We start from the raw sequence: 21,480 nt of genomic DNA on the forward strand, positions 1-21,480 counted from the left end.
CCGCGTCCTCACACCTCGCCCCGCGCGAGCAGCAGCCGGTAGGGCGCCGCGCGCTCGACCCGCCACCCCTCGGGCGCCACCGCCCGCAGCTCGGCGGCGGTGAAGCTGCGCCGCACCGACAGCGACCCGTCGTAGTGGAGGAACGAGCCGGCCGCGATCGGTCGCGTGGCCAGCAGGTAGGCCGTGTAGGCCAGCCGCGAGCGCTCGATGTCGTTGTGCAGTGCGCGCGGGGCCAGGCGCTCGCTGTCGGCGAGCAGGTCGGCGAGTGATTCCGGCGACAGGTGGTGCAGCACGTGGTTGGAGGTCACCAGGTCGAAGTGCTCGCCCTCGGCGACCAGGTCGGCGCTGCTCGCGCGGCGGAACTCGACTCCGGGCGGCGCGGGCGTCGACGTGGCGAAGGCGGAGGCGCGCTCGTCCGGATCGACGGCGGTGATCGCCAGGCGGAGGCCGTCCTCGCGGGCCCAGCCGGCGAGGGAGCGGGCGACGTCGCCGCCTCCGGAGCCGATGTCGAGCAGGCGGAACGGCTCGTCGGGCCGCAGCAGCGGACGCAGGCGCGAGCGGTAGAGGCCACGCCACCCCGAGACCAGCCGGTTCACGGTGCCGAAGCGGGCGTAGGTGGCGTCGAGCAGGGTGCGGTCGCAGTCCGGGTCGTCCATCAGCTCCTGCTCGGAGACCTCGCGGTGGCGCAGGTCCGGCGCGAGAGGGGCTCGCGGAGTCACTCCCCGCCCCGCTTGGTGAGCAGCGCGAGCTCGACGGTGAGGCCGGGGCCGAACGCCATCGCGCCGATCCGCTCGCCGTCGGCCGCCTCGCCGTGCAGCAGGCGCCGCAGGATGAAGAGGACGGTCGCGCTCGACATGTTGCCGTTGGTCCGCAGCACCTCGCGCGACGGGGCCAGCTGCTCGTCGCTGAGGGCGAGCGAGGCCTGCACCTTGTCGAGGATGCTGCGGCCGCCGGGGTGGATCGCCCAGCGCTGCACGTCGCTCCGCTCGACCTCGGCGCCGGCCAGCAGCGGGGCGACGGCCGCCTCGATGTTCGCTCCGATGATCGAGGGCACGTAGGTGCTCAGCCGCATCGAGAAGCCGTGGTCGCCGATCGTCCACGCCATCTCGGTCTCGCCCTCGTCGGTGAGCGTCGTGGCGAGCGCGTCGAGCTCGAGCACCGGGGTGCCGGGCGCGGCCTCGCGGGCGGTGACGACGGCCGCCGCACCGCCGTCGGCGAAGACGGAGGTCGCGACGATCTGCTCCGGGTCGTTGGAGCTCGTGAGGTGGATGGTGCACAGCTCGACCGCGACGACGAGGACGACCGCCTCCGGGTCGGCCTCGCAGAACTGGCGGGCGGCGCGCAGACCGGGGAAGGCGCCGTAGCAGCCCATGAAGCCGAGGTGGAAGCGCTGCGTCGAGGGCGCGAGGCCGAGGCGGCGGACCAGCTGGTAGTCGGGCCCCGGGGCGTAGAAGCCGGTGCAGGAGACCGTCACCACGTGGGTGACGTCCTCGGGGGTCATCGACGCGGACGCGAGGGCGCGGCGGGCCGCCTCCGTGAAGAGCTCGGGAGCGCGCTCGGTGTAGACGGCGTTGCGCGCGGCCGTCCCCGGGTCGAGCACCAGGCCGCTCCCCGCGTCGTAGAAGACGCTCGCACCCTCCCGCTCGACCCGGTCGAGCTCGTCGACCACCGTGCTGCGGGTGTCGATCCCGGACGCGTCGAAGGCCGCGCCGATCAGGCGGGACCCGAGCCGGGTCATCGCGGGCTGGGACGCGAAGAGGTCGCGCACCTCGGACTGGCGCAGGACCGTGGTCGGCACCGCCGTCTCGATGCTGCGGATGTGGACACTCACCCGCAGGAACCTATCGCGGAATCCTGCGGGTGAGCGGTGCCCTGGAGCGTGATCAGAGGATCGGCTTCCCGCCGGTGACGGCGATCGTCGACCCGCTGATGTAGCTCGCCTCGTCGGAGGCGAGGAGGACGTAGGCGGGGGCCACCTCGGCCGGCTGCCCGGGGCGGCCCAGCGGGACCTGCTCGCCGAACTCGGCGACGGCCTCCTCCGGCATGGTCGAGGGGATGAGCGGCGTCCAGATCGGGCCGGGCGCGACGGAATTGGCGCGGATGCCCTTCTCGCCGAGCGCCTGCGCGAACGAGGCGGTGAGGCTGAGGATCGCCGACTTCGTGGCGGCGTAGGGGAGCAGCTGGTACGACGGCTGGTCGGACTGCACCGAGCTCGTCGCGATGATCGATGCGCCCTCCTTCAGGTGGGGCAGCGCCGACTTCACGAGGTGGAAGTAGGCGCTGATGTTCGTCGCGATCGTGCGGTCCCACTCCTCGTCCGGGATGTCGGTGACGCTCTCGCGGCTCATCTGGAAGGCGGCGTTGCTGACGAGCACCTCGAGGTGGCCGAAGCGCTCGACGGTCTCGGTGACGACGGCGCGGCAGTGCGCCGGGTCCTGCAGGTCGCCGGGGAGGAGCAGCGCCTCGCGGCCGGCCTCCCGGACCCACTCGGCGGTGTCCTCGGCGTCGTCGTGCTCGTCGAGGTACGAGATCGCGACGTCGGCGCCCTCGCGCGCGAACGCGATCGCGACGGCCTTGCCGATGCCGCTGTCGCCGCCCGTGATGAGGGCGACCTTGCCGCTGAGGCGGCCGGTGCCGCGGTAGGTGGTCTCGCCGTGGTCGGCCTTCGGCGTCAGCTCGGCCTCGGTGCCGGGCGGTGTCTGCTCGGGGGATTCCGGAGTCATGACTCTCCCTCTCGTGTCGTCGGTCGGTCCCTCCATGCAAGCGGGTGGGAGGGAGGGGGCGCAGGGGGTTGACGCCCGGACCGCTCCGTCGTGTCGTCAAGCCCGCGACACCGAGGGCTCCCTGGGTCTTGACTGAGCGTGTCGCCCTTCTTCGGGGCGCTCGGCCAGGAGGTTCGACATGAGCACGACAGACAGGGATCCGGCTGACGGCGGACTGCCGCGACGGGCAGAGGGCTCGGCGGCGGGCGGCACGGCGCGCATCGACTCCGCGGGGGATACGGGAGCGGCTGCGGCGACGGACCGCTCCGCGACTCCGGCCCGTTCCGCCTCCTCGGACCGCTCCGCTTCGACGGACCGCTCCGCTTCGACGGACCGCTCCGACTCCGCGCATTCGGCTCCCGAGCACCGCGCGCCCGTCGACCCCGACTCCGCCGAGGCGAAGCAGGCCCGTGCGGCCGCGCGCAAGGACATCCACCAGCGCGAGCGCGACCGCTTCGGCGGCTTCAAGATCGGCTGCGCCTTCTTCGGCTGGCTCGCCGCCACCGGACTCGCCGTCCTCCTGACCGCCCTCGTCACCGCGATCGGGGCCGCCGTCATCGGCACCCAGGACGTCACCGGCGACCTCGCGGCCGACCCCGCCGCGTTCGGCTGGGCGGGCGCGATCGCACTGCTGGTCATCCTCCTCGTCGCCTACTACTGCGGCGGCTACGTGGCAGGCCGCATGGCCCGCTTCAGCGGAGCGAAGCAGGGCGTCGGAGTGTGGGCCTGGGCGGTCGTCGTCGCGATCGTCGTGGGCATCGTCTCGGCGATCACCGGCGGCAGCCAGGCGCTCTCCGCGGTGAGCGGCTTCCCGACGATCCCCCTGGACGCCGGCGACGCCACGGCCGCGGCGGTCGTGACGGCGCTCGCCGCCCTGGTCGTCGCGCTGGTCGGCGCCGTGCTCGGCGGTCTCGCCGGCATGCGCTTCCACCGCCGCGTCGACCGCGAGGGCCTCTCCGGCCTCTCCGTCTGACGCTCCCGTCCCTCCTCTCTCCGCGAGACGCCGCTCCGGTACGCCACGCACGCCGTGCAGCGCACCGGAGGGGCAGCTCGCGGAGGGGAGGTAGGGTCCTTCGCGTGACGGGGGAGCGAGGGACGCGGCTGGCGGGCGAGCTGCGGGAGTGGGACGCGGGCGCGCTCGCGGACCTGCGGGACGAGTACCTGGCGTTCCTCGAGCAGCGCGGCGAGTCGGCGCTCGAGCGCGACGGCGGCCCCGAGCACGTCACGGCGAGCTGCTTCGTGCTCTCGCCGAATCTGGCGCAGGTGCTGCTCTGCTTCCACCGCAAGGGCCGGTTCTGGGTGCAGCTCGGCGGTCATGTCGAGCCCGGCGACGACTCCACGGCCGACGCGGCCCTCCGCGAGGCGCGGGAGGAGAGCGGAGCGGCACGGCTGCAGCCGCTCGGCGTCCTGCCCCTCGACCTCGACCGGCACGCGCTCGGCGACGGCTTCGGCCGCTGCTCCCGCCACTGGGACGTGGGCTACGGTGCGATCGCCGATCCGGACGCTCCGGTGAGCGTCAGCGACGAGAGCGACGACGTGGCCTGGTGGCCGGTCGACGCGCTGCCCGCCGAGGTGCCGCCGGGGTTCGCCGAGCGGCTGGCCGGGGCGCTCGCCGCGGCGCGTCTCCTCCGCGATGCGGGGTCGCTCGGCGGCTGACCGAGGCCCGCCTCCACCCACTCCGCGTCCCGGCAGCGCGCCTGCGACGAGTCCTCCCCGTGACTCCGGCGCCGTGCGGCACGATGGGGCGATGAGCAGCACCGCTGACCCCGTCGTCGTCCTCGCCGGTGCGAGCGGATTCCTCGGGACGGACCTCGCCCGCCGCTTCACCGCCGACGGCTGGACGGTGCGGAGGGTCGGCCGCTCCGGGCCGGACGCGCGCTGGGGCGACACCGTCGGCATCACCCGCGTGCTCGACGGTGCGCGCCTCCTGGTGAACCTGGCCGGCAAGAGCGTCGACTGCCGGTACACCGCGGCGAACCGCGCCGAGATCCTCCGCTCGCGCGTGGCGACCACCGCGGAGCTGCACCGGGCGGTCGCGGCGGCCGCGACTCCTCCGCCGGTCTGGATGAACGCGAGCACGGCCACGATCTACCGGCACGAGGAGGAGCGGGCGAACACCGAGGACGAGGGCGTGCTCGGCGAGGGCTTCTCGGTCGACGTGGCGCGGGCGTGGGAGTCGGAGTTCTTCGCCGGGGAGACGCCCGGCGTGCGGCGCGTGGCGCTGCGGATGTCCATCGTGCTCGGAGACGGTCCGGCGACGGCGATCCTGCTGCGGCTGGCGCGGCTCGGCCTCGGCGGTCCGCAGTTCGACGGGCCGTGGCCCTCGACGCGCGCGCGCCGCGAGGCCGGTGTGCACCACGAGCACCGGCGCACCCGCGGCCGTCAGCACTTCAGCTGGATCCACGTGGAGGACGTCCACCGGTCGATCCGCTTCCTCGAGGAGTCGACCCTCGACGGGCCGGTGAACCTCGCGTCGCCGAATCCGAGCGACAACACCGAGCTCTCCCGGCTGCTCCGCGCCGCCGTCGGCCGCCGGATCGGCGTGCCGGCTCCGCGCTTCGTCCTCGAGCCCGCGACGCTCCTGCTCCGCACCGAGTCCGAGCTCCTGCTCAAGTCCCGCTGGGTCGTGCCCGCCCGCCTCGAGGACGCCGGCTTCACCTTCGCGCACCCCCACCTCGCCGAGGCCCTCCGCACCCTGGCCTGACCCGCCCCCCGCGAGGCGACCGACCTCCGCCGCGAGCCCGTGTCGCGGAGGTCCGAGTCCGAGCGCGGATCCACCCCACCCCGGCCACCCTCGAGGCGTCGACCGGAACGCGTGCCGAGCGTTCTGGACGCGCCGACCGCGCCCCGCTCTCCGAGTACCCGGCCGGTCTCTGAGTCGACCGCGCCACGCCGCGCGGGGAGCGGCGTGGCCGACATCACGCTGAGGTCGCTCTACTTCGCGACCTTCGCCGCGATGTCGCTCCGATACAGCCCGCCGTCGAGGTGGATCAGGTCGAGCGCGCGGTACGCCCGCTCCCGCGCCTCGGCGAAGTCGGCACCGCGTGCGACGACGTTGAGCACGCGGCCGCCGGTGGCGACGAAGCTCCCGTCGACCAGCTGGGTCGCCGCGTGGGCGATGGTGACGCCGGGTACGTCCGCCGCCGCGTCGAGTCCGGTGATGGTCCGTCCGGTGACGGCGTTCTCGGGGTAGCCCTCGCTCGCGAGGACGACGGTGACGGCGACCTCGTCCGTGAACGCGGGCCACGGGACGGAGGCGAGCGCGCCGGTGGCCGCCGCGTGCAGCAGCGCGGACAGCGGGGAGGCGAGGCGGGGGAGGACGACCTGGGTCTCGGGGTCTCCGAAGCGGGCGTTGAACTCGATCACGCGCAGGCCCGCGTCGGTCACGATGAGGCCGCAGTAGAGGAGTCCGACGAAGGGGGTGCGCTCGCGCTCGAGCTGCCGGATGGTCGGGATGGCGACCGTGTCGATCACCTCGTCGACGAAGGCGCGCTCGCTCTCCCAGCGGTCGGCGAGCCAGGGGAGCGGGGAGTAGGCGCCCATGCCGCCGGTGTTCGGCCCCTCGTCGCCGTCGCTCAGGCGCTTGAAGTCCTGCGCGGGGGAGAGGGGGACGACGTCGTGGCCGTCGGAGAGGAGGAAGAGGGAGACCTCCTGGCCGGCGAGGAACTCCTCGATGAGGACGTCGCCGGACTGCAGCCAGAACTCGGCGTGCGCGATCGCAGCGCTGCGCGACTCCGTCACCAGGACGCCCTTGCCCGCGGCGAGGCCGTCGGCCTTGACGACCGAGGGGAGTCCGTACTCGTCGATGGCGCGGGTGGCGTCGACCAGGGTGGAGACGCGGGTCGCGCGGCCGGTGGGCACGCGGGCCATGTCCATCACGCGCTTCGCGAAGGTCTTCGAGCCCTCGAGTGCGGCGGCGGCCCGGTCGGGGCCGAAGGTGGGGATGCGGCGCTTGCGGAGCGCGTCGGCGACTCCGGCGACCAGGGGCGCCTCGGGGCCGATGACGACGAGCTCGATGCCCTGCTCCACCGCGAAGTCGCTGACCAGCCGGGGGCTGTTCGTGTCGAAGTGGATGACCTCGACGTCGCGCGCGATGCCGGCGTTGCCGGGCGCCGCGATGATCTCGTGGTGCTCCTCCTCCGCGAGGAGAGCCGTGATGATGGCGTGCTCACGGGCACCCGAACCGAGGACGAGGATCTTCACCTTGACAGGATAGGGCGCCCCGCGCCGGGGCTGGTCCCTGTGACGTCCTCCTCCGCAGGGCGGCGCTGCGGACGCCGACACGCCGGGCGGAGCCCCGCGGAGGCCTCCGGGAGCGAGCGGCGGCGGCAGGATGGGTGGATGGCCAAGGGCAGGATCGACGAGGCGAGCGGGCAGTCCGCGGTGCGGGCGGCGCTCGCCGGAGGAGCGGACCGGAACACGACGGCGACGGCGGTGCGGTTCCTCCTGCAGATCATCGAGACGAACGTCCCCGGGCGCAGCGTCGAGGTGCGCGTTCCGCCGTTCGGCGCGGCCCAGTGCGTCGAGGGCCCGGGCCACACCCGCGGGACTCCGCCGAACGTGATCGAGATGGACGCGGCGACCTGGCTGCCGCTCGCGACCGGCTCGCTGCCGTGGAGCGAGGGTCTCGCGAGCGGGCGGATTCACGCCTCCGGAGTGCGCGCGGACCTCACGCCGTTCCTTCCCATCCTGCGCGTCGGCTGAGCGTCGGCGAGTTAACTTCTCGTAAACGCGGCGGCGAGCCGTCTCCAGAACGTTTGACCTGGGCTCCGCCGTCGGGTTGTCTGGGAATAACCCCCTCACGCGGCACGAATCCTCTCCGGATCCACCGCTCGATGCTTGGAGTCCCCTTCACGATGCGCAGTACTTCCCCGGGCCGACGCGGCCTCACCCGACTCCTCTCCGCGACCGCCGTCGGCGCCGTCGCCGGAGCGGCCCTCCTCGGCGCCACGCCCGCCGCGGCGGCCGAGGGCGATGTCGCCATCGACATCCTCTCGATCAACGACTTCCACGGGCGGCTCGCCGCCGACCGCGCCGTCGCCGGAGCCGCCGTGCTCGCCGGTGCCGTCGACTCCTACCGCGCCGCCAACCCGAACACGCTGTTCGTCTCGGCCGGCGACAACATCGGCGCCTCGACCTTCGTGTCGAAGGTGCAGGGCGACATCCCCACGCTCGACTCGCTGAACGCGATGGGCCTCGACGTCAGCACCCTGGGCAACCACGAGTTCGACCAGGGCCGCGCCGACGTCGACGGCCGCGTCGTGGACGCCTCGGCGTTCCCCTACGTGAACGCGAACCTCTACGACACCGCGACCGGCGAGCGCGCCTACTCCCCGTACGTGATCACCGAGCAGGACGGCGTCTCCGTCGCCTTCATCGGCGCGATCACCGAGGACCTCGGCAAGCTCGTCAGCCCCGCCACGATCTCGACGCTCTCCATCGAGCCGATCGCCGAGAACGTCAACGAGGTCGCCGCGCAGCTCCAGGACGGCGACGCCGCCAACGACGAGGCCGACGTGGTCGTCCTGCTCCTGCACGAGGGAGCCGACGCCGACGCGGCCGAGCTGAACACTCCGGAGGCGGACCCCAAGTTCGGCGCGATCGTCAACGCGGTCGCCCCGAACGTCGACGCGATCGTCTCGGGCCACAGCCACCAGGAGTACGACGCGGGCATCGACGCGGGCCGGGCCTTCCCGACCGTCGTGTCGCAGACCGGCAGCTACGCCGAGAACATCGGCCGCATGTCCCTGACCGTCGACCCGGCGACCAAGCAGCTCACCTCGCTCACCAGCGAGGTCGTGCCGCTGACGAAGGTCGTCGACGACCCGACCTCCGACGACCCGGCCAAGACGATCGTCGTCGGCGCCTTCGAGCCCGACCCCGAGGTCGAGACCATCGTCGCCGACGCCCAGGCCGTCGCCGTCCGCGAGGGCAGCGTGAAGGTCGGCACCATCACCGAGGACATCTCGCGCGCCTACCGCCCGGACGGCACCACGACCAACCGCGGCTCGGAGTCGACCCTCGGCAACCTCGTCTCGGACGCCCAGCTCTGGGCCACCCGTGAGCTCGGCACGCAGATCGCCTTCTCGAACGCGGGCGGCCTGCGCGACGACCTCTCCTACACCGCGACTCCGGACCAGCCCGGCGACGCGGACGGCGTGGTCACCTACGCCGAGGCCTCCGACGCCCAGCCCTTCGCGAACACCCTGGTGACCCTGCAGCTGACCGGCGAGCAGATCTCCGACCTGCTCGAGGAGCAGTGGGTGGGCAGCTCCAGCCACCCGCAGCTGAACCTCTCCACCTCGAAGGACCTCACCTACGTCTTCGACGCCACGGCGCCCGAGGGCTCGCGCATCTCGCAGGTGTTCTTCCAGAACGAGCCGATCGACCCGGCCGCGACCTTCACCGTCGTGACCAGCAGCTTCCTCGCGAGCGGCGGCGACGGCTTCAGCACCTTCACCGAGGGCACCGGCACGGCCGACTCCGGCCGCATCGACCTGGACGCCTTCGTCGGCTACATCCAGGACCTCGGCACCGTCAGCCCCGACCCCGTGCAGCGCACGATCGGCCTGACCGACAACGTCCCGGACTCGGGCGAGTACGCGGTCGGCGACACGATGACCGTCGACCTCTCCTCGCTCCTGTCCAGCACCGGAGCCGCGGCCGACACCACCGTGACCGCGAGCGTCGACGGCACCGTCGTCGGCACCGCGACGATCGACCCGACCCGGGCCGTCACCGACGACTCGACCGGTCGCGCCTCGTTCTCGGTCCCGATCGACGAGAGTCTGGCGGGCGGCGCGCACACCGCGACGTTCGTGCTCGACACCACCGGCACCGAGATCAGCGTCGGCTTCGCCGTCGCGGCCGGCGCCGGAGCGGGCACCCCGACTCCCGGACCGACCACGGAGCCGACGCCCGCGCCGACCACGCCGCCCACCACGGGCCCCGCGCCGACGCCGACCACTGCTCCGGTCGCCGGCTCGCACCACCTCGCCGAGACCGGAGTGGACGCGACCCCCGCGTTCGCCGCCGGGATCGCCGCTCTGCTGCTCGGTCTGGGCATGACGGTCGCGCGCCTGCGCCGCCGCACCGCCGCGAAGTAGCCGCACCGCGCGCACGACGGGCCCTCGACTCCGGTCGGGGGCCCGTCGTCGTGTGCGGGGCGAGCCGATGGTCGACCCCCGGGAGCCGCGGCGGGGAGGCGCTCCCCGAGGAGCGGCACCAGCCCCCGGAGACGCGAGAACGCCGCCTCCCGGTCGGGAGACGGCGTCGGAACGCGATGAGGTGCTGTCGCGGAGCGGCGGGGCTCAGTGCTGCGCGGGGACCTGACGGTAGCCGTCGCGGCTGGCGACGAGCACCGTCGACACCGTGCCCCATGCGGCGAGGCCACTGAGGACGACGAGGATTGCGATGCTCATGAGTGTTCTGCCTTTCGTTGCGGCGGCTTCTGATCCATCCGCCGGGATGCTGTGTACAACGTCCAGTGTCCGGCCCTGTGTTCCGTAGGACAATCGAACTGTTCTTGCGCTGACGTGTAGTTTCTCTACATGGACGTGCGACGGCTGGAACTGCTCCGCGAGCTCTCGATGCGCCGCTCGATCACGGCCGTGGCGGAGGCGACGCACCGCACGCCCTCCGCGGTCTCGCAGCAGCTCAAGGTGCTCGAGCGCGAGGCCGGCGTGCCGCTGATCGAGCGCTCCGGCCGCGGCGTGGTGCTCACGGCGGCGGGACGCGAGCTCGCCCGGAGCGCCACCGAGATCGCGATCGCGCTCGAGCGGGCCGACGCCGTCTGGCAGACGTTCAGGAACAACCCGATCGGCGAGGTCACCATCGCGACCTTCCCCACTGCGGGCCAGATGCTCCTCCCGAACGCGCTGGTGGCGCTCCGGAGCGTCGAGGGGCTCGTCGTGCAGTGCGAGGACGCGGACCCCGGCACCGACGAGTTCGCCGACCTGACCGCCGACTTCGACATCGTGCTCGCCCACTCGCCCACCGGCAGAAGCGCCTGGGCCGGCCGCGGACTCGCGATGGCGGAGCTGATGATCGAGCCCCTCGACATCGGCCTGCCGGCCGGGCACCGCCTCGCGGACCGGGCGACGGTGTCGGCGGCGGATCTGGTCGGCGAGACCTGGATCGGCGTCCCGGACGGGTTCCCGTTCGAGCGCGTGATGCAGGACATCGAGACCGCGTCCGGCGAGGCGGTGCGGGTGGAGCAGCGCTTCGCGTCGACCCGCGTGACGGAGGCGTTCGTCGCGGCGGGCCTGGGCATCGCGGTGCTCCCGCGCTACACGGCGGGCGGCGCGGGAGTGGTGGTGAAGCCGCTCCGCGGGGTGAACTCCGTGCGGCACATCGTCGCGCTGATGCGGCCGGACCGGGCGGAGCGGCTCTCGGTCCGCACCGTCGTCCGCGAGCTGCGCGCGCAGGCGGGCCGGCTCGTGCACGCGCTCTGAGCGATCACGGTGCCGTGCCCTCGCCCGCGCGGGGGAGAATGGAGGCATGAGCGATCCCGCCCGCCCCGAGGTCACCCGCGAAGAGGTCGACGTCCGCCGCTCCCCGCGCGTCTGGCGCATCCTGACCCTCGGCGTCGGGCTCGGAGCGATCGCGGCCTTCGTGCTGACCTTCGCGCTGCCCGAGACGCAGGGCTTCTCCCGCGGGCAGGTCTTCGGCTTCAGCCTGCTGCTCTTCGTGACGCTGTTCGGCGCTCTCGCGGGGCTCGTCGTGGTGCTGCTCGACCGGGTCGTCGGCCGGAAGGTCGTCCGGACCACCGCCGAGCGGATCGTCGAGCGCGAGGACGCGGCCGAGGAGCCCGTGGCCGAGGAGGCCCTGCCCGACGTGCGGACGACGTCCGACGAGGACGACCCGCAGACGGGGTCCGACCGGGTCTAGCCGGCGGAGGCGGGCCGCCCTGCGGCCGCTGCACTTCGCCCTGCGCTGAAGGTCCCGCCCGCGGCTCGCGCTCGCGGACGGGACCGCGGCGTCAGCGTCCCCGGCGCGACGAGGAGCGGCGGCTGCTGCTCGCGCTGGACGTCGGGCGCTTGGCGGCGGCGCGCTTGGCCTTCTGCGACTTCGAGATCTTCTTGGCCACGAAGGTGAGCAGGAACGGAAGGATTCGGTAGATCACGGGGGACTCCTCGGGTGCATGCGCGCGGGGCCGCGCACCCTCCGATCATGGAGCGGCGCACGGATCCGCGGCACCCGTTGCGCCGCGCCCGGCGCTGTGCAGAGCTCAGCTCAGCTGCGTGCGCTCCACCCAGTCGAGGTACTCCGGGGTGACGGTGCCCGTGACGTACTCGCCGGTGAAGCAGCTGGTCTCGAGGTCGGTGACGTCCGAGCCCTCGAGGATCGCCGCCTTCATGTCGGCGACCTCCTGGTAGATCAGCTGGTCGGCGCCGATCGCCTCCGAGATCTCGGGGATGCGGCGGTTGTGGGCCACGAGCTCCTGGCGCGAGGGCATGTTGATCCCGTACACGTGCGGGTAGCGCACGGGAGGCGCGGCGGATGCGAAGGTGACCGTGTTCGCGCCGGCCGCGCGGGCCATGTCGACGATCTCCTTGGAGGTGGTGCCGCGGACGATCGAGTCGTCGACGATCAGGACGTTCTTGCCCTTGAACTCGCTCGACATCGCGTTGAGCTTCTGCCGCACCGACTTCTTGCGGACCGCCTGCCCGGGCATGATGAACGTCCGGCCGACGTAGCGGTTCTTGTAGAAGCCCTCGCGGTACTCGATCCCGAGCTTCTGCGCGACCTGCATCGCGGCGGGGCGGGAGGAGTCGGGGATCGGCATGACGACGTCGATCGCTCCGCCCGGGGTGTACTGCGCGATGGTGTCGGCGAGGCGGTCGCCCAGGCGCAGGCGCGCCTCGTAGACCGAGATGCCCGACATCACGGAGTCGGGGCGGGCGAGGTAGACGTACTCGAACGAGCACGGGATGAGTCGCGGATCCTTCGCGCACTGGCGGCTGGCCATCCGGCCGTCGGGGGTGATGAAGACCGCCTCGCCGGGAGCGACGTCGCGGACGATCTCGAAGCCCTGCGCCTCGAGCACGAGCGACTCGGAGGCGACGACCCAGTCGTCCGGCGCGCCCGTGTTGCTGCGGCGGCCGACGATGAGCGGGCGGATGCCGAAGGGGTCGCGGAACGCCAGCAGCCCGACGCCGGCGATCAGCGCGATCGTGGCGTAGGAGCCCTCGACGCGCTCGTGCACGCGGGCGACGGCGTCGAACACCTCGTCGGCGTCGAGGTCGCGGCCCGACATCGAGGCCTGCAGCTCGTTCGCCAGCACGTTGACCAGCAGCTCCGTGTCGGAGGTGGTGTTGAGGTGGCGGCGGTCGATGCGGAAGAGCTCCTCGGTGAGCTCGCGCGTGTTCGTGAGGTTGCCGTTGTGGACGAGGATGATGCCGTACGGCGCGTTCACGTAGAACGGCTGGGCCTCCTCCTCGCGCTCGGCGTTGCCCTTCGTCGCGTAGCGCACGTGGCCGAGGCCCATGGATCCGAGCAGCGAGCGCATGTCGCGGGTGCGGAAGGCCTCGCGGACCTGTCCCGCGGCCTTCTTGATGTGCAGGGTGCTGCCGTCGGCGGTCGCGATGCCGGTCGAGTCCTGGCCGCGGTGCTGCAGGAGGGAGAGGCTGTCGTAGATGGACTGGTTGACCGGTCCGGAGGACACGATCCCAACGATTCCGCACATGCCGGAGGGGCTCCCAAGGGGATAGCAGGGGGGTTTGACGGTCCATCCTGGCACGCGGGGGACTCATCCCCTAATGGTTCGCCGTGGGCGGATCCGTGGTCGTGGGGGTACTCAGGGCGGCGTCGACCGGCGGATCGGCCGGGCGGTCGGTCGGGGAGCCGCGCGGCCGCTCAGCTGCTCGGAGCCGTCCAGGCGCCGGCGAGGCTGCGGTCCAGGACGCGGCGCCAGCCCTGCGGAGCCGCGGACTCGCGGCTGGTCGTGCCCGCCATCCAGAGCAGGGCCATCAGGTCGTCGTGGGTGAAGTCGGGGGAGAGGGATCCGTCGCGGTGGGCGGCCTCGACGAGATCCCGGCCGAGCTCGATCGAGCGGTCGCAGGCGTCGATGCGGGCGACTGCGTCGGGGGCCTGCGGAACTGGGTCCTCAACCTCCACTCCGCGCTCGAGCCCCGGGGCGTCTACGCCGCCCACGTGGCGATCACCGCGCTCATCGACGGCGGCCACCCGGACGCGGCGGCCGAGGTCATCGCCCGGTCCTACCTCGACCTCCACCGCAGCCGCGACCGCGCCGAGCTGCACTACGTGGCCTGGGACGCGTGACCGCGGGCGCGGAGCGGGAGCCGCCGGTGCGGCGGATCCGGATCCGCGCCGCGGCGGGAGAGGGCAGTCGGTAGGGTCGTCGCGTGAGTGATGAGACGAGCAGCTACGCCCGCGCAGGAGTCGACACGGCGGCGGGGGACCTCGCCGTCGAGCTGATGAAGTCGGCGGTGTCGGCGACGCACGACAGCCGGGTCCTCGGCGGGGTCGGCGGCTTCGCGGGCCTCTACGACGTCTCCTTCCTCCGCGACTTCCGAGCCCCCCTCCTCGCGACCTCGACCGACGGCGTCGGCACCAAGGTCGCGCTCGCCCAGGCGATCGACAAGCACGACACCATCGGGCAGGACCTCGTCGGCATGGTCGTCGACGACATCGTCGTGGTCGGCGCCCGCCCCTTCTTCATGACCGACTACATCGCGTGCGGCAAGGTCGTCCCGGCCCGCATCGCCGACATCGTCGCCGGCATCGCGCGCGCCTGCTCCGAGACGGGCACCGCGCTCGTCGGCGGCGAGACGGCCGAGCACCCGGGCCTGCTCGGACCCGACGACTACGACGTGGCGGGCGCGGCGGTCGGCGCGATCGAGGCCGACCAGGTGCGCGGCGCCGACCGCGTGCGCGACGGCGACGTCGTGGTGGCGATGGCCTCCTCCGGACTGCACTCGAACGGCTACTCGCTCGTGCGCCACATCCTCGCCGAGCGCGGCATCGGCTTCACCGACCGCTCCGAGGAGCTGGGCGGCGTGGTCGGCGAGGTGCTGCTGGAGCCGACCCGCCTCTACACCCGGCCCCTCCTCGACCTGCTCGACGACGCCGAGCTCGGCCCGGCCGTCCACTCCATCAGCCACGTCACCGGCGGCGGGATCGCGGCGAACCTCGCCCGGGTGCTGCCGCGCGGCTCCTGGGTCGAGGTCGAGCGGGCGAGCTGGAGCCCGTCCGACGTGTTCCGCGCGCTCGCCGCGATGTCCGGCGCGACGCTCGAGAGCACCGAGGGCACCTGGAACCTCGGCATCGGCATGTTCGCCGTGGTCGCGGCGGAGGCGGCCGACGGCGTGATCGCGCGCCTCGAGCGCTCGGGCGTCCCGTCGTGGGTCGCGGGCCGCGTCTCGACCGCCGCGCGCGGGTTCGAGGGCTTCGAGCAGGGCGCGAAGGGCGTCGACGGCGGAGCGGTCCGCCTGGTCGGGTCCTACGCGGGCTGATCCCCGGAGGCGCCGCGGATCAGCGCGGTGCGGCGTGCGCGCGCTCCCAGGAGTGCTCGTGCCGGGTCAGCAGCCACGAGCCCGCCGCGCAGAGGGCGCAGGCGGCCGCGGTGGCGAGCAGGGCGGTCGCCCAGGTCGGGGCGTCGCGGCTGACGAGCAGGTTCGCGGAGGCGACCAGCACGCCGAGACCGGCGCCCGCGCTGGTGCCGAGCACGAACGGGCCGTCGCGGCGGCTCGCGACGCGCACCGCGACCATGCCGGCGACCGCTCCCGCGCCTCCGACGACTCCGATGCCCGCGCCGGAGGCCGCTCCCATGAGCAGGCCGAAGCTCACCAGCCCGGGCGGGCCGTCGGCGGCGAGGACGCCGGGCAGGTAGAGGACCAGGGCGACGGCGGCGCCGACCGCGCCGCCCACCAGGATCGCGCCGACCAGCAGGGCGGCGGTGACGTAGCCGACCCGCGCGACAGGCCGCGCGGATCCTCCGGGTTCGAACATTCGCGACTCCATCGACGCGGGCCCGCGGGGCAGCGGGCGGTCCTCGGACAGTACGCCCGAACGCCCCTCGGCGGAACCGCCGTCGGGGATCGGCGGGACTAGCGGCGAAGGGTCTCGCTCGGGAGCTCGCCGAAGCGCGTCGCGTAGTGCTGGGCGAAGCGGCCACCGCTGATGAACCCCCAGCGGGCGGCGACGTCGCCGACCACCAGTGAGCCGGCCGACCCGGATACGAGCTCCTCGTGCGCGCGCTCGAGGCGGACGTCGCGCAGGTAGTGCCGCGGGGTCTCGCCGAAGGCGCGCTGGAACGCCAGCTGCACGCCGCGGACCGTGAGCCCCGCTGCGTCGGCGATGTCGGCCACTCCGAGGGGCAGATCGGCGTTGGCCTGCACGAACTCCACGGCCCGGCGGAGGCGCCGCGCGCTGACCGAGGGCGGCACGGCCGGCAGCGGGGCGATGCGGTGGGCGAAGGTCTGCAGGGCGGCGAGCGCGGCGATGCGGGCGACGCCGTCGCGCTGCAGCACGGTGGGCGTGTGCGCGGAGGCGAGGGTGTCGCGCAGGAGCCGGATCGCCGCCCACCAGGCGGTCGTGTCGCGCGCCACAGGGGCGAACCGCAGCGGGCCGGGCTCTGTGCCGTGCAGCTCCGCGGCGATCGCCTCGAGGTGGGCGGCCTCGAAGTGCACGAGCGCGTCGCGGTACTCGAGGGCCTCGAAGCCGAAGGGCCGGCCGCTCGGGAACATGGCCGGGCGTCCGACGACGAGGCGGTGCTCGTCGCGCCCCAGGTCGAGGGAGGCGCGCCCCGCGGTCAGCCAGAGGGCGACGTAGACGTCGCTCGGGGCCACCGTGCCGCGCACCCGGCCGAGGAAGGAGGCGGAGTGGAGGCTCACGGGCCCGGGCCCGGTCGTCGTGTAGCGGAACGCGAACGGCACGACCGAGCGCTCGGCCCGGAAGCCGGAGCCGTTGTACGAGCCGGCGTAGAAGTCGCGCGCCTCGTCGAGGTCGTTCCCGCGACGCTCCGACTGCCACACGGGCAGCCGTGCGGGCGGGGAAGTGCTCATCCGGTCAGTGTCCCAGGGGGCACCGACATTCTGCACTCAGTGGCGGAAAGCGGGAGAACGTGCTCAGCCGAGCGACCCGCGCTCCAGGTCGGGTTCCTCACCCGCCGGATCGCCGTCCGCACGCGAAACGGGGCCGCCCCGAGGGAGCGGCCCCGATTCACGGGAGGAGTCACGCACGCTTCTGGTGCGGCTCCTCGACGAGGTCCGTGTCGTCGCCGTCGTCCTCGGCGTCGATCCACTTCGAGTAGTCCGGCTCGTCCGGGTGGCTGAGCTCGCGCTCGAGCGCGCTGTAATCGACCGCCGGGCTGAACGACTTCAGCTCACGGGCGATCTTGGTGTTCTTCGCCTTCTGACGGCCGCGCCCCATGGGTGACCCCCTCACGATGACAGGCCAGACGGGCAGTGAGCCGGCTGGGGAAAAGAGCAGACAGGGAAAGTTGAAATCTACGCGGTAGTTTAGCAGACGGGGGACACGCCACCCCGGGCCTCGATCTGCCGGACGGCCGCCCATCCTCGACCGCGTCAGGAGCACCGTGGACAGCGTCGCCCCACCGCGTCCCGTCGTGGTGATCGGCGCGGGCCAGGCGGGTCTGTCCGTGGCCTACTACCTGCGCCGTCTCGGCCTCGTCCCCGGGCGCGACCTGATCGTCCTCGACCGCGGTCCGGAGCCCGGCGGGGCCTGGCAGTTCCGCTGGGAGGCCCTGCGGCTCGGCTCCGCGCACCGCGTGCACGATCTCCCGGGCATGGAGCGGATGGGGCTCTCGTTCCGCACGGCCGATCACCGGCGACCGGCACGGGACGTGGTCCGCGAGTACTACGGGCGCTACGAGGAGGAGCTCGGTCTCGAGATCCGCCGTCCGGAGTCGGTGCGGCGCGTCACGAGTGCGACGCCGCACGACACGGGGTCGCCGCTCGTCGTCGAGTCCGACCGCGCGGTCGAGCGCGCGAGCCTGCTCGTCAACGCGACCGGCACCTGGGGATCGCCCTTCGTCCCGCACTACCCCGGGCGCGACCGCTTCCGCGGCGTGCAGATTGACCCGACCGAGTACGTCCGCGCCGAGGACTTCGCCGGGAAGCAGGTGCTCGTGGTCGGCGGCGGCACCTCGGCGATCGGCTTCCTGCTGGAGCTCGAGCGGGTGGCGCGCTCACTGACGTGGGCGACGCGGCGACCGGTGGTCTACCACGACGGCGAGCAGCTGGCGATGGAGTCGGCGGTGGAGGCGGTGGCCGAGCAGGACCGCGCCGCCCGCGCCGGGCTGCCCCTCCCGAGCATCGTCGGCGGCACGGGCGTGCAGCGCACCCGCCGGGTGGTCGCCGGGATCGAGCGCGGGCTCCTGCACGAGCGGGGGATGTTCTCGTCGATCGAGGAGGAGGGCGTGCGCTGGCCGGACGGCTCCTTCACGCGCGCCGACGCGATCATCTGGGCGACGGGCTTCCGGCCGGAGCTGCGCCACCTCGCTCCGCTCGGGCTGCGCGAGCGCGAGGGCGGCATCGCGGTCGCCGACGGAGCCTCGCTGACGGATCAGCGCGTCTTCTTCGCCGGCTACGGCCCGACGGCCTCGACCATCGGGGCGAACCGCTCGGGCCGGCGCATCGCGCGCGCGGTCGTGGCGCGCCTGCCCTGAGCGCGCCTGCCCTGAGCCGGCCTGATCTGAGCCGGTCCGCCCTGAGCGGCGCGGCGCCTCAGATCCTGCCGTCCCAGTCCACCGGCACCACGGAGCCGCGGTAGCGGATCCCGTCCACGCGGATCGGCCCGGCGAGCGCGGGCGAGAGCGGCGCGACGACCAGGGTGTCGCCTCCGGGAGCGAGCCCCAGCGCCGCCGACAGCACGGCGACGGAGGCGGCCGCCGACCAGGCCTGCGGTCGGCAGGCCGCCGGGTACGGCACCGGCGCGTGCACCTCGGCGGCGGGGTCGCCCGAGTGCAGCTCGGGCATCCGGTAGCCGAAGCCCTCGGCCGCGGCGATCAGTCCGCGCGAGAGGGTCGTCGCCGCCGCCCCGAAGCCCTCCCGGGCGAGCCCGGTGACGGCGATCGCGGTGTCGTGGGCCCAGACGGAGCCGCCGTGGTACGACAGCGGCCAGTAGCCGCCCGAGCCGGTGTCCAGGGTGCGCAGGCCGAAGCCCGAGTCGAGCCCGGGGGAGACCAGCAGCTCGGCGACCCGGGCGGCGTGCTCGGGGGAGAGGATGCCGGTGCCGAGGAGGTGGCCGAGGTTGCTGGTGATCGTGTCGACCGGGCGCCCGGCCGCGTCGAGCGCGATCGCCGGGTAGCCGCCGTCGGCGTCGTCGATCCAGAACGCCTCCGCGAAGCGCGCCTTCAGCGTCGACGCCGCCTCGCGCCACTCCGAGCCGTCACGGCCGAGGTGCTCGAGCAGCGCCGCTCCGCCGACCATGGCCTCGTGGGCGTAGGCCTGCACCTCGCAGAGCGCGATCGGACCCTCCGCGAGCGTGCCGTCGCGCCACTGGATCGAGCGGCCTGTTCCACGCCGTCTACGAGCACGGCATGACGGGCGTGGCGCGGTCGGAGGACGAGCGGCTGCGAGCCGTCGACGGATCCGCTCGTGCGGTCGTGGACGCCGTCACCGCGGTCTTCGACAGGCACCGGGCCTTCCTCCGTGCGGTGATGGTCGCCTCGTCGAGCGATCGCGCACTGCTCGAGCGGGGCGCCCAGGAGTCCCGCCGCTTCGCGGACCGGGTGGCGCAGGTGCTCCCGACCGCCGACCCCGAGGCGGGGCGATCGGCCGCTCGGGCGCTCTACGAGGCGAACTCCTTCCGCACGCTGCACGGCGATGCGTTCTGGAGCCCCGGAGGAGAGCATCGAGACGCGTTCATCGATCGGACGACCCGGCTCGTGGACACGATCCTCGACTGACGCACTCCCACCGCCGGACCTGGGCAGGCCGTTCGCCGGACCTCGCCGTGCCCCGACGCCCCTCCTGGGCTGCTCGACCGGCAGAGGCCGCTCACGCTGATCGAGCAGCGCGCGCAGCGCGCGTATCGAGATCCGCTTGTGTTCAGCGGATCTCGATACGCCCCTGCGGGGCTGCTCGACCAGCATGCGGGAGTGCCGCCGCTACTTCGCGAGGAACTCCAGGACGACGCGGTTCCACTCCTCCGGGTGGCTCACGGTCACTCCGTGCGGGGCGCCGTGGACGACGTGCAGCTCGGAGCCGGGGATCGCCGCGTGGGTGCGGGCGCCGGAGCCCTCGAACGGAACCGTGCCGTCGCCGTCGCCGTGGATGACGAGCGCGGGCACCGACACGTTGGGCAGGTCCTCGCGGAAGTCGGTGGTCGCGAACGCCGTCATGCAGGCGAGGGCCGCGTGCTTGGCCGACTGCTTCGCCAGAGCGATCGCCTCCTGGCGCTGCTCCTCCGTCACCTTCAGCACGCCGTCGACCGAGAAGAAGTCGGTGGTGAACTGGTCGTAGAAGTCGTCCTCGCTCTTCGTGAGGCCCGCGGTCATCTGCGCGGCCTGCGCCTTCTCGAGCGGGCCGTCCGGGTTGTCGTCCGTCTTCATCAGGTACGGCGGGACGGCCGAGGCGAAGACGACGCTGTGCAGGCGATCGGCGCCGTACTTCGTGAAGTAGCGGGCGACCTCGCCGCCGCCCATCGAGAAGCCGACCAGGGTGACGTCCTGCAGGTCGAGCTCGGTGAGGAGGGTGTGCAGGTCCTCGGTGAGCGTGTCGTAGCTGTAGCCGGTGAGCGGCTTGTCGCTGCGCCCGAAGCCGCGGCGGTCGTAGGTGACGACGCGGTAGCCGGCCTCGGCGAACGCGGGGACCTGCTCCTTCCACGACTCGCCCGAGAGGGGCCAGCCGTGGATGAGGACCACGGGGCGGCCCGATCCGCCGGTGTCGTCGACGTGCAGGTCCGTGTCCTTGAAGAGTCCGTGGTGGGCGGTGATCTCGGCCATGGCGAGTGCTCCTTCCGGCGCCGACGATCGGCGTCACTTGATGTTCGAGGACGTCCCTGCGAGCGGATGGCCGGGGCGGGGAGGGTTGACAGCTCCCGTCACTCCGCGACGACGGCCGCGGCGAGGCCCCGCAGCGCGGTGTGCAGCCCGGGGCTCATGGGCAGCCCGGCGTCGAGCACCGCGTTCGCGGCGGCGACCAGCACCGGTGCCGCGGGGGAGGAGACCACGGTGAGGCCGGCGGGCGGATCCGCGTCGCCCGAGGGCCGCACGACCAGGACGAGCCGGGAGCTGGGAGCGCTCGTGCTGATCGTCGCTCCCGATCGGGCGGGCAGCACCGCGAGGGTGCCGCGGCCGACGAACTCGCGCTCCTCCCGACTGGTGACGGTGAACGCGCCCTCGAGCGGGAGCAGGAGCACCACCGACCCCGGGTCGGCGCGGGGGCTCGGGCGGAAGTCGATCGTGCCGGCCGTGTGCCAGATCCGCCGGAGGAGCACGCCCTCGGCGGCGGCCTCCTGACCGGTGACGGCGAAGGCGGGGTCGGGCCCGGCCTCGGCGTGGCGGGCCCGCAGCCAGTACCGGGCGGAGTCGCCGCGGAGGGGCATCGGGCGGATCAGCGGATCGGACACGGCGGCTCCCGAGGAACGCGGACCTGAATCGGCCGAGACAGTGAGGAACCATCATCCTAGGAGCGGCGGGAGGCGTCGTCCGCGGAGTGGCGCGTCCTCACATGCGGATGCCGCCCCGGCCGCGCTGAGCGCGACGCCGGAGCGGCATCCGAAGAGTGGT

General features: G+C 73.4%; 23 protein-coding genes. 11 read left to right on the forward strand and 12 right to left on the reverse strand.

Annotated features, from left to right (window positions below; translation table 11 throughout):
* Positions 1–8: 8 nt before the first annotated feature.
* Genes C5C35_RS10800 through C5C35_RS10810 form a run of 3 tightly spaced genes read right to left on the reverse strand, consistent with a single transcriptional unit; the run spans position 9 to position 2,723 of the window.
* Positions 9–719 (reverse strand): class I SAM-dependent methyltransferase, encoded by a 711-nt coding sequence (locus C5C35_RS10800; protein WP_258060494.1) that lies wholly within the window; start codon positions 717–719, stop codon positions 9–11.
* Positions 716–1,831 carry a type III polyketide synthase gene (locus tag C5C35_RS10805; protein ID WP_104250783.1) on the reverse strand — a complete coding sequence of 372 codons (1,116 nt, stop codon included), beginning with the start codon at positions 1,829–1,831 and terminating at the stop codon, positions 716–718. Before C5C35_RS10805 ends, C5C35_RS10800 begins: the two co-directional genes overlap by 4 nt.
* 52 nt (positions 1,832–1,883) lie before the next feature.
* On the reverse strand, positions 1,884–2,723 hold the full coding sequence (locus tag C5C35_RS10810) for an SDR family oxidoreductase (RefSeq protein WP_104257880.1): 840 nt from the start codon (positions 2,721–2,723) through the stop codon (positions 1,884–1,886).
* A gap of 178 nt (positions 2,724–2,901) precedes the next feature.
* On the opposite strand from C5C35_RS10810, the gene C5C35_RS10815 reads away from it, so the two are divergent.
* From C5C35_RS10815 to C5C35_RS10825, 3 genes are all read left to right on the forward strand, one after another.
* On the forward strand, positions 2,902–3,735 hold the full coding sequence (locus C5C35_RS10815) for a hypothetical protein (RefSeq protein WP_104263091.1): 834 nt from the start codon (positions 2,902–2,904) through the stop codon (positions 3,733–3,735).
* Between the two features lie 104 nt (positions 3,736–3,839).
* Positions 3,840–4,418: an NUDIX hydrolase gene (locus C5C35_RS10820; protein ID WP_258066408.1), complete on the forward strand. Its 579-nt coding sequence runs from the start codon at positions 3,840–3,842 to the stop codon at positions 4,416–4,418.
* Positions 4,419–4,509: 91 nt separating this feature from the next.
* On the forward strand, positions 4,510–5,466 hold the full coding sequence (locus C5C35_RS10825; RefSeq protein ID WP_104263092.1) for an epimerase: 957 nt from the start codon (positions 4,510–4,512) through the stop codon (positions 5,464–5,466).
* Between the two features lie 230 nt (positions 5,467–5,696).
* On the opposite strand, the gene purD is transcribed toward C5C35_RS10825, so the two are convergent.
* On the reverse strand, positions 5,697–6,965 hold the full coding sequence (gene purD, locus C5C35_RS10830) for a phosphoribosylamine--glycine ligase (RefSeq protein ID WP_104233829.1): 1,269 nt from the start codon (positions 6,963–6,965) through the stop codon (positions 5,697–5,699).
* 138 nt (positions 6,966–7,103) lie between these two features.
* Here purD and C5C35_RS10835 point away from each other — a divergent pair, with 138 nt between their 5' ends.
* The 4 genes from C5C35_RS10835 to C5C35_RS10850 all read left to right on the forward strand — a co-directional run bounded on the left by C5C35_RS10835 (position 7,104) and on the right by C5C35_RS10850 (position 11,651).
* A complete protein-coding gene (locus tag C5C35_RS10835) occupies positions 7,104–7,466 on the forward strand; it encodes a sterol carrier family protein (protein ID WP_104223770.1) in 363 nt (120 codons plus the stop codon).
* 152 nt (positions 7,467–7,618) lie between these two features.
* Positions 7,619–9,868 (forward strand): bifunctional UDP-sugar hydrolase/5'-nucleotidase, encoded by a 2,250-nt coding sequence (locus C5C35_RS10840; RefSeq protein WP_181134133.1) that lies wholly within the window; start codon positions 7,619–7,621, stop codon positions 9,866–9,868.
* Between the two features lie 444 nt (positions 9,869–10,312).
* Positions 10,313–11,215, forward strand: coding sequence for a LysR family transcriptional regulator (locus tag C5C35_RS10845; protein WP_104263094.1), 903 nt, complete (start codon positions 10,313–10,315; stop codon positions 11,213–11,215).
* Positions 11,216–11,261: 46 nt separating this feature from the next.
* Positions 11,262–11,651, forward strand: coding sequence for a hypothetical protein (locus C5C35_RS10850; RefSeq protein WP_104226813.1), 390 nt, complete (start codon positions 11,262–11,264; stop codon positions 11,649–11,651).
* Positions 11,652–11,742: 91 nt separating this feature from the next.
* On the opposite strand, the gene C5C35_RS16995 is transcribed toward C5C35_RS10850, so the two are convergent.
* Complete coding sequence (locus tag C5C35_RS16995; protein ID WP_181028791.1) at positions 11,743–11,886, reverse strand: hypothetical protein; 144 nt, start codon at positions 11,884–11,886, stop codon at positions 11,743–11,745.
* A gap of 105 nt (positions 11,887–11,991) precedes the next feature.
* Complete coding sequence (gene purF, locus C5C35_RS10855; RefSeq protein WP_104223766.1) at positions 11,992–13,449, reverse strand: amidophosphoribosyltransferase; 1,458 nt, start codon at positions 13,447–13,449, stop codon at positions 11,992–11,994.
* Positions 13,450–13,742: 293 nt separating this feature from the next.
* On the opposite strand from purF, the gene C5C35_RS10860 reads away from it, so the two are divergent.
* The gene (locus C5C35_RS10860; RefSeq protein WP_146078984.1) at positions 13,743–14,045 is read left to right on the forward strand and encodes a hypothetical protein; all 303 of its coding nucleotides are present in this window, start codon (positions 13,743–13,745) and stop codon (positions 14,043–14,045) included.
* 83 nt (positions 14,046–14,128) lie between these two features.
* Positions 14,129–15,238: a phosphoribosylformylglycinamidine cyclo-ligase gene (gene purM, locus C5C35_RS10865; protein ID WP_104226815.1), complete on the forward strand. Its 1,110-nt coding sequence runs from the start codon at positions 14,129–14,131 to the stop codon at positions 15,236–15,238.
* Positions 15,239–15,257: 19 nt separating this feature from the next.
* On the opposite strand, the gene C5C35_RS10870 is transcribed toward purM, so the two are convergent.
* From C5C35_RS10870 to C5C35_RS10880, 3 genes are all read right to left on the reverse strand, one after another.
* On the reverse strand, positions 15,258–15,734 hold the full coding sequence (locus C5C35_RS10870; RefSeq protein WP_104226816.1) for a hypothetical protein: 477 nt from the start codon (positions 15,732–15,734) through the stop codon (positions 15,258–15,260).
* A 98-nt stretch (positions 15,735–15,832) separates the two neighbouring features.
* Complete coding sequence (locus tag C5C35_RS10875) at positions 15,833–16,789, reverse strand: AraC family transcriptional regulator (RefSeq protein ID WP_104257888.1); 957 nt, start codon at positions 16,787–16,789, stop codon at positions 15,833–15,835.
* A gap of 169 nt (positions 16,790–16,958) precedes the next feature.
* On the reverse strand, positions 16,959–17,156 hold the full coding sequence (locus C5C35_RS10880; RefSeq protein WP_097167615.1) for a DUF3073 domain-containing protein: 198 nt from the start codon (positions 17,154–17,156) through the stop codon (positions 16,959–16,961).
* Between the two features lie 166 nt (positions 17,157–17,322).
* Here C5C35_RS10880 and C5C35_RS10885 point away from each other — a divergent pair, with 166 nt between their 5' ends.
* Positions 17,323–18,414, forward strand: coding sequence for an FAD-dependent oxidoreductase (locus C5C35_RS10885; protein WP_104257889.1), 1,092 nt, complete (start codon positions 17,323–17,325; stop codon positions 18,412–18,414).
* 58 nt (positions 18,415–18,472) lie between these two features.
* Here C5C35_RS10885 and C5C35_RS10890 read toward each other — a convergent pair whose 3' ends face one another.
* On the reverse strand, positions 18,473–19,339 hold the full coding sequence (locus C5C35_RS10890) for an amylo-alpha-1,6-glucosidase (protein ID WP_374953120.1): 867 nt from the start codon (positions 19,337–19,339) through the stop codon (positions 18,473–18,475).
* Here C5C35_RS10890 and C5C35_RS10895 point away from each other — a divergent pair.
* Positions 19,288–19,656 (forward strand): hypothetical protein, encoded by a 369-nt coding sequence (locus tag C5C35_RS10895; RefSeq protein WP_104257890.1) that lies wholly within the window; start codon positions 19,288–19,290, stop codon positions 19,654–19,656. The genes C5C35_RS10890 and C5C35_RS10895 overlap by 52 nt on opposite strands.
* A 201-nt stretch (positions 19,657–19,857) precedes the next feature.
* Here C5C35_RS10895 and C5C35_RS10900 read toward each other — a convergent pair whose 3' ends face one another.
* Positions 19,858–20,694: an alpha/beta fold hydrolase gene (locus C5C35_RS10900; RefSeq protein ID WP_104223760.1), complete on the reverse strand. Its 837-nt coding sequence runs from the start codon at positions 20,692–20,694 to the stop codon at positions 19,858–19,860.
* 98 nt (positions 20,695–20,792) lie between these two features.
* Positions 20,793–21,320 carry a hypothetical protein gene (locus tag C5C35_RS10905; protein WP_104263095.1) on the reverse strand — a complete coding sequence of 176 codons (528 nt, stop codon included), beginning with the start codon at positions 21,318–21,320 and terminating at the stop codon, positions 20,793–20,795.
* Positions 21,321–21,480: the final 160 nt, after the last annotated feature.

The organism is Rathayibacter sp. AY1F8, from assembly GCF_002932165.1.
In the GTDB taxonomy this organism is placed as follows: Bacteria; Actinomycetota; Actinomycetes; order Actinomycetales; family Microbacteriaceae; genus Rathayibacter.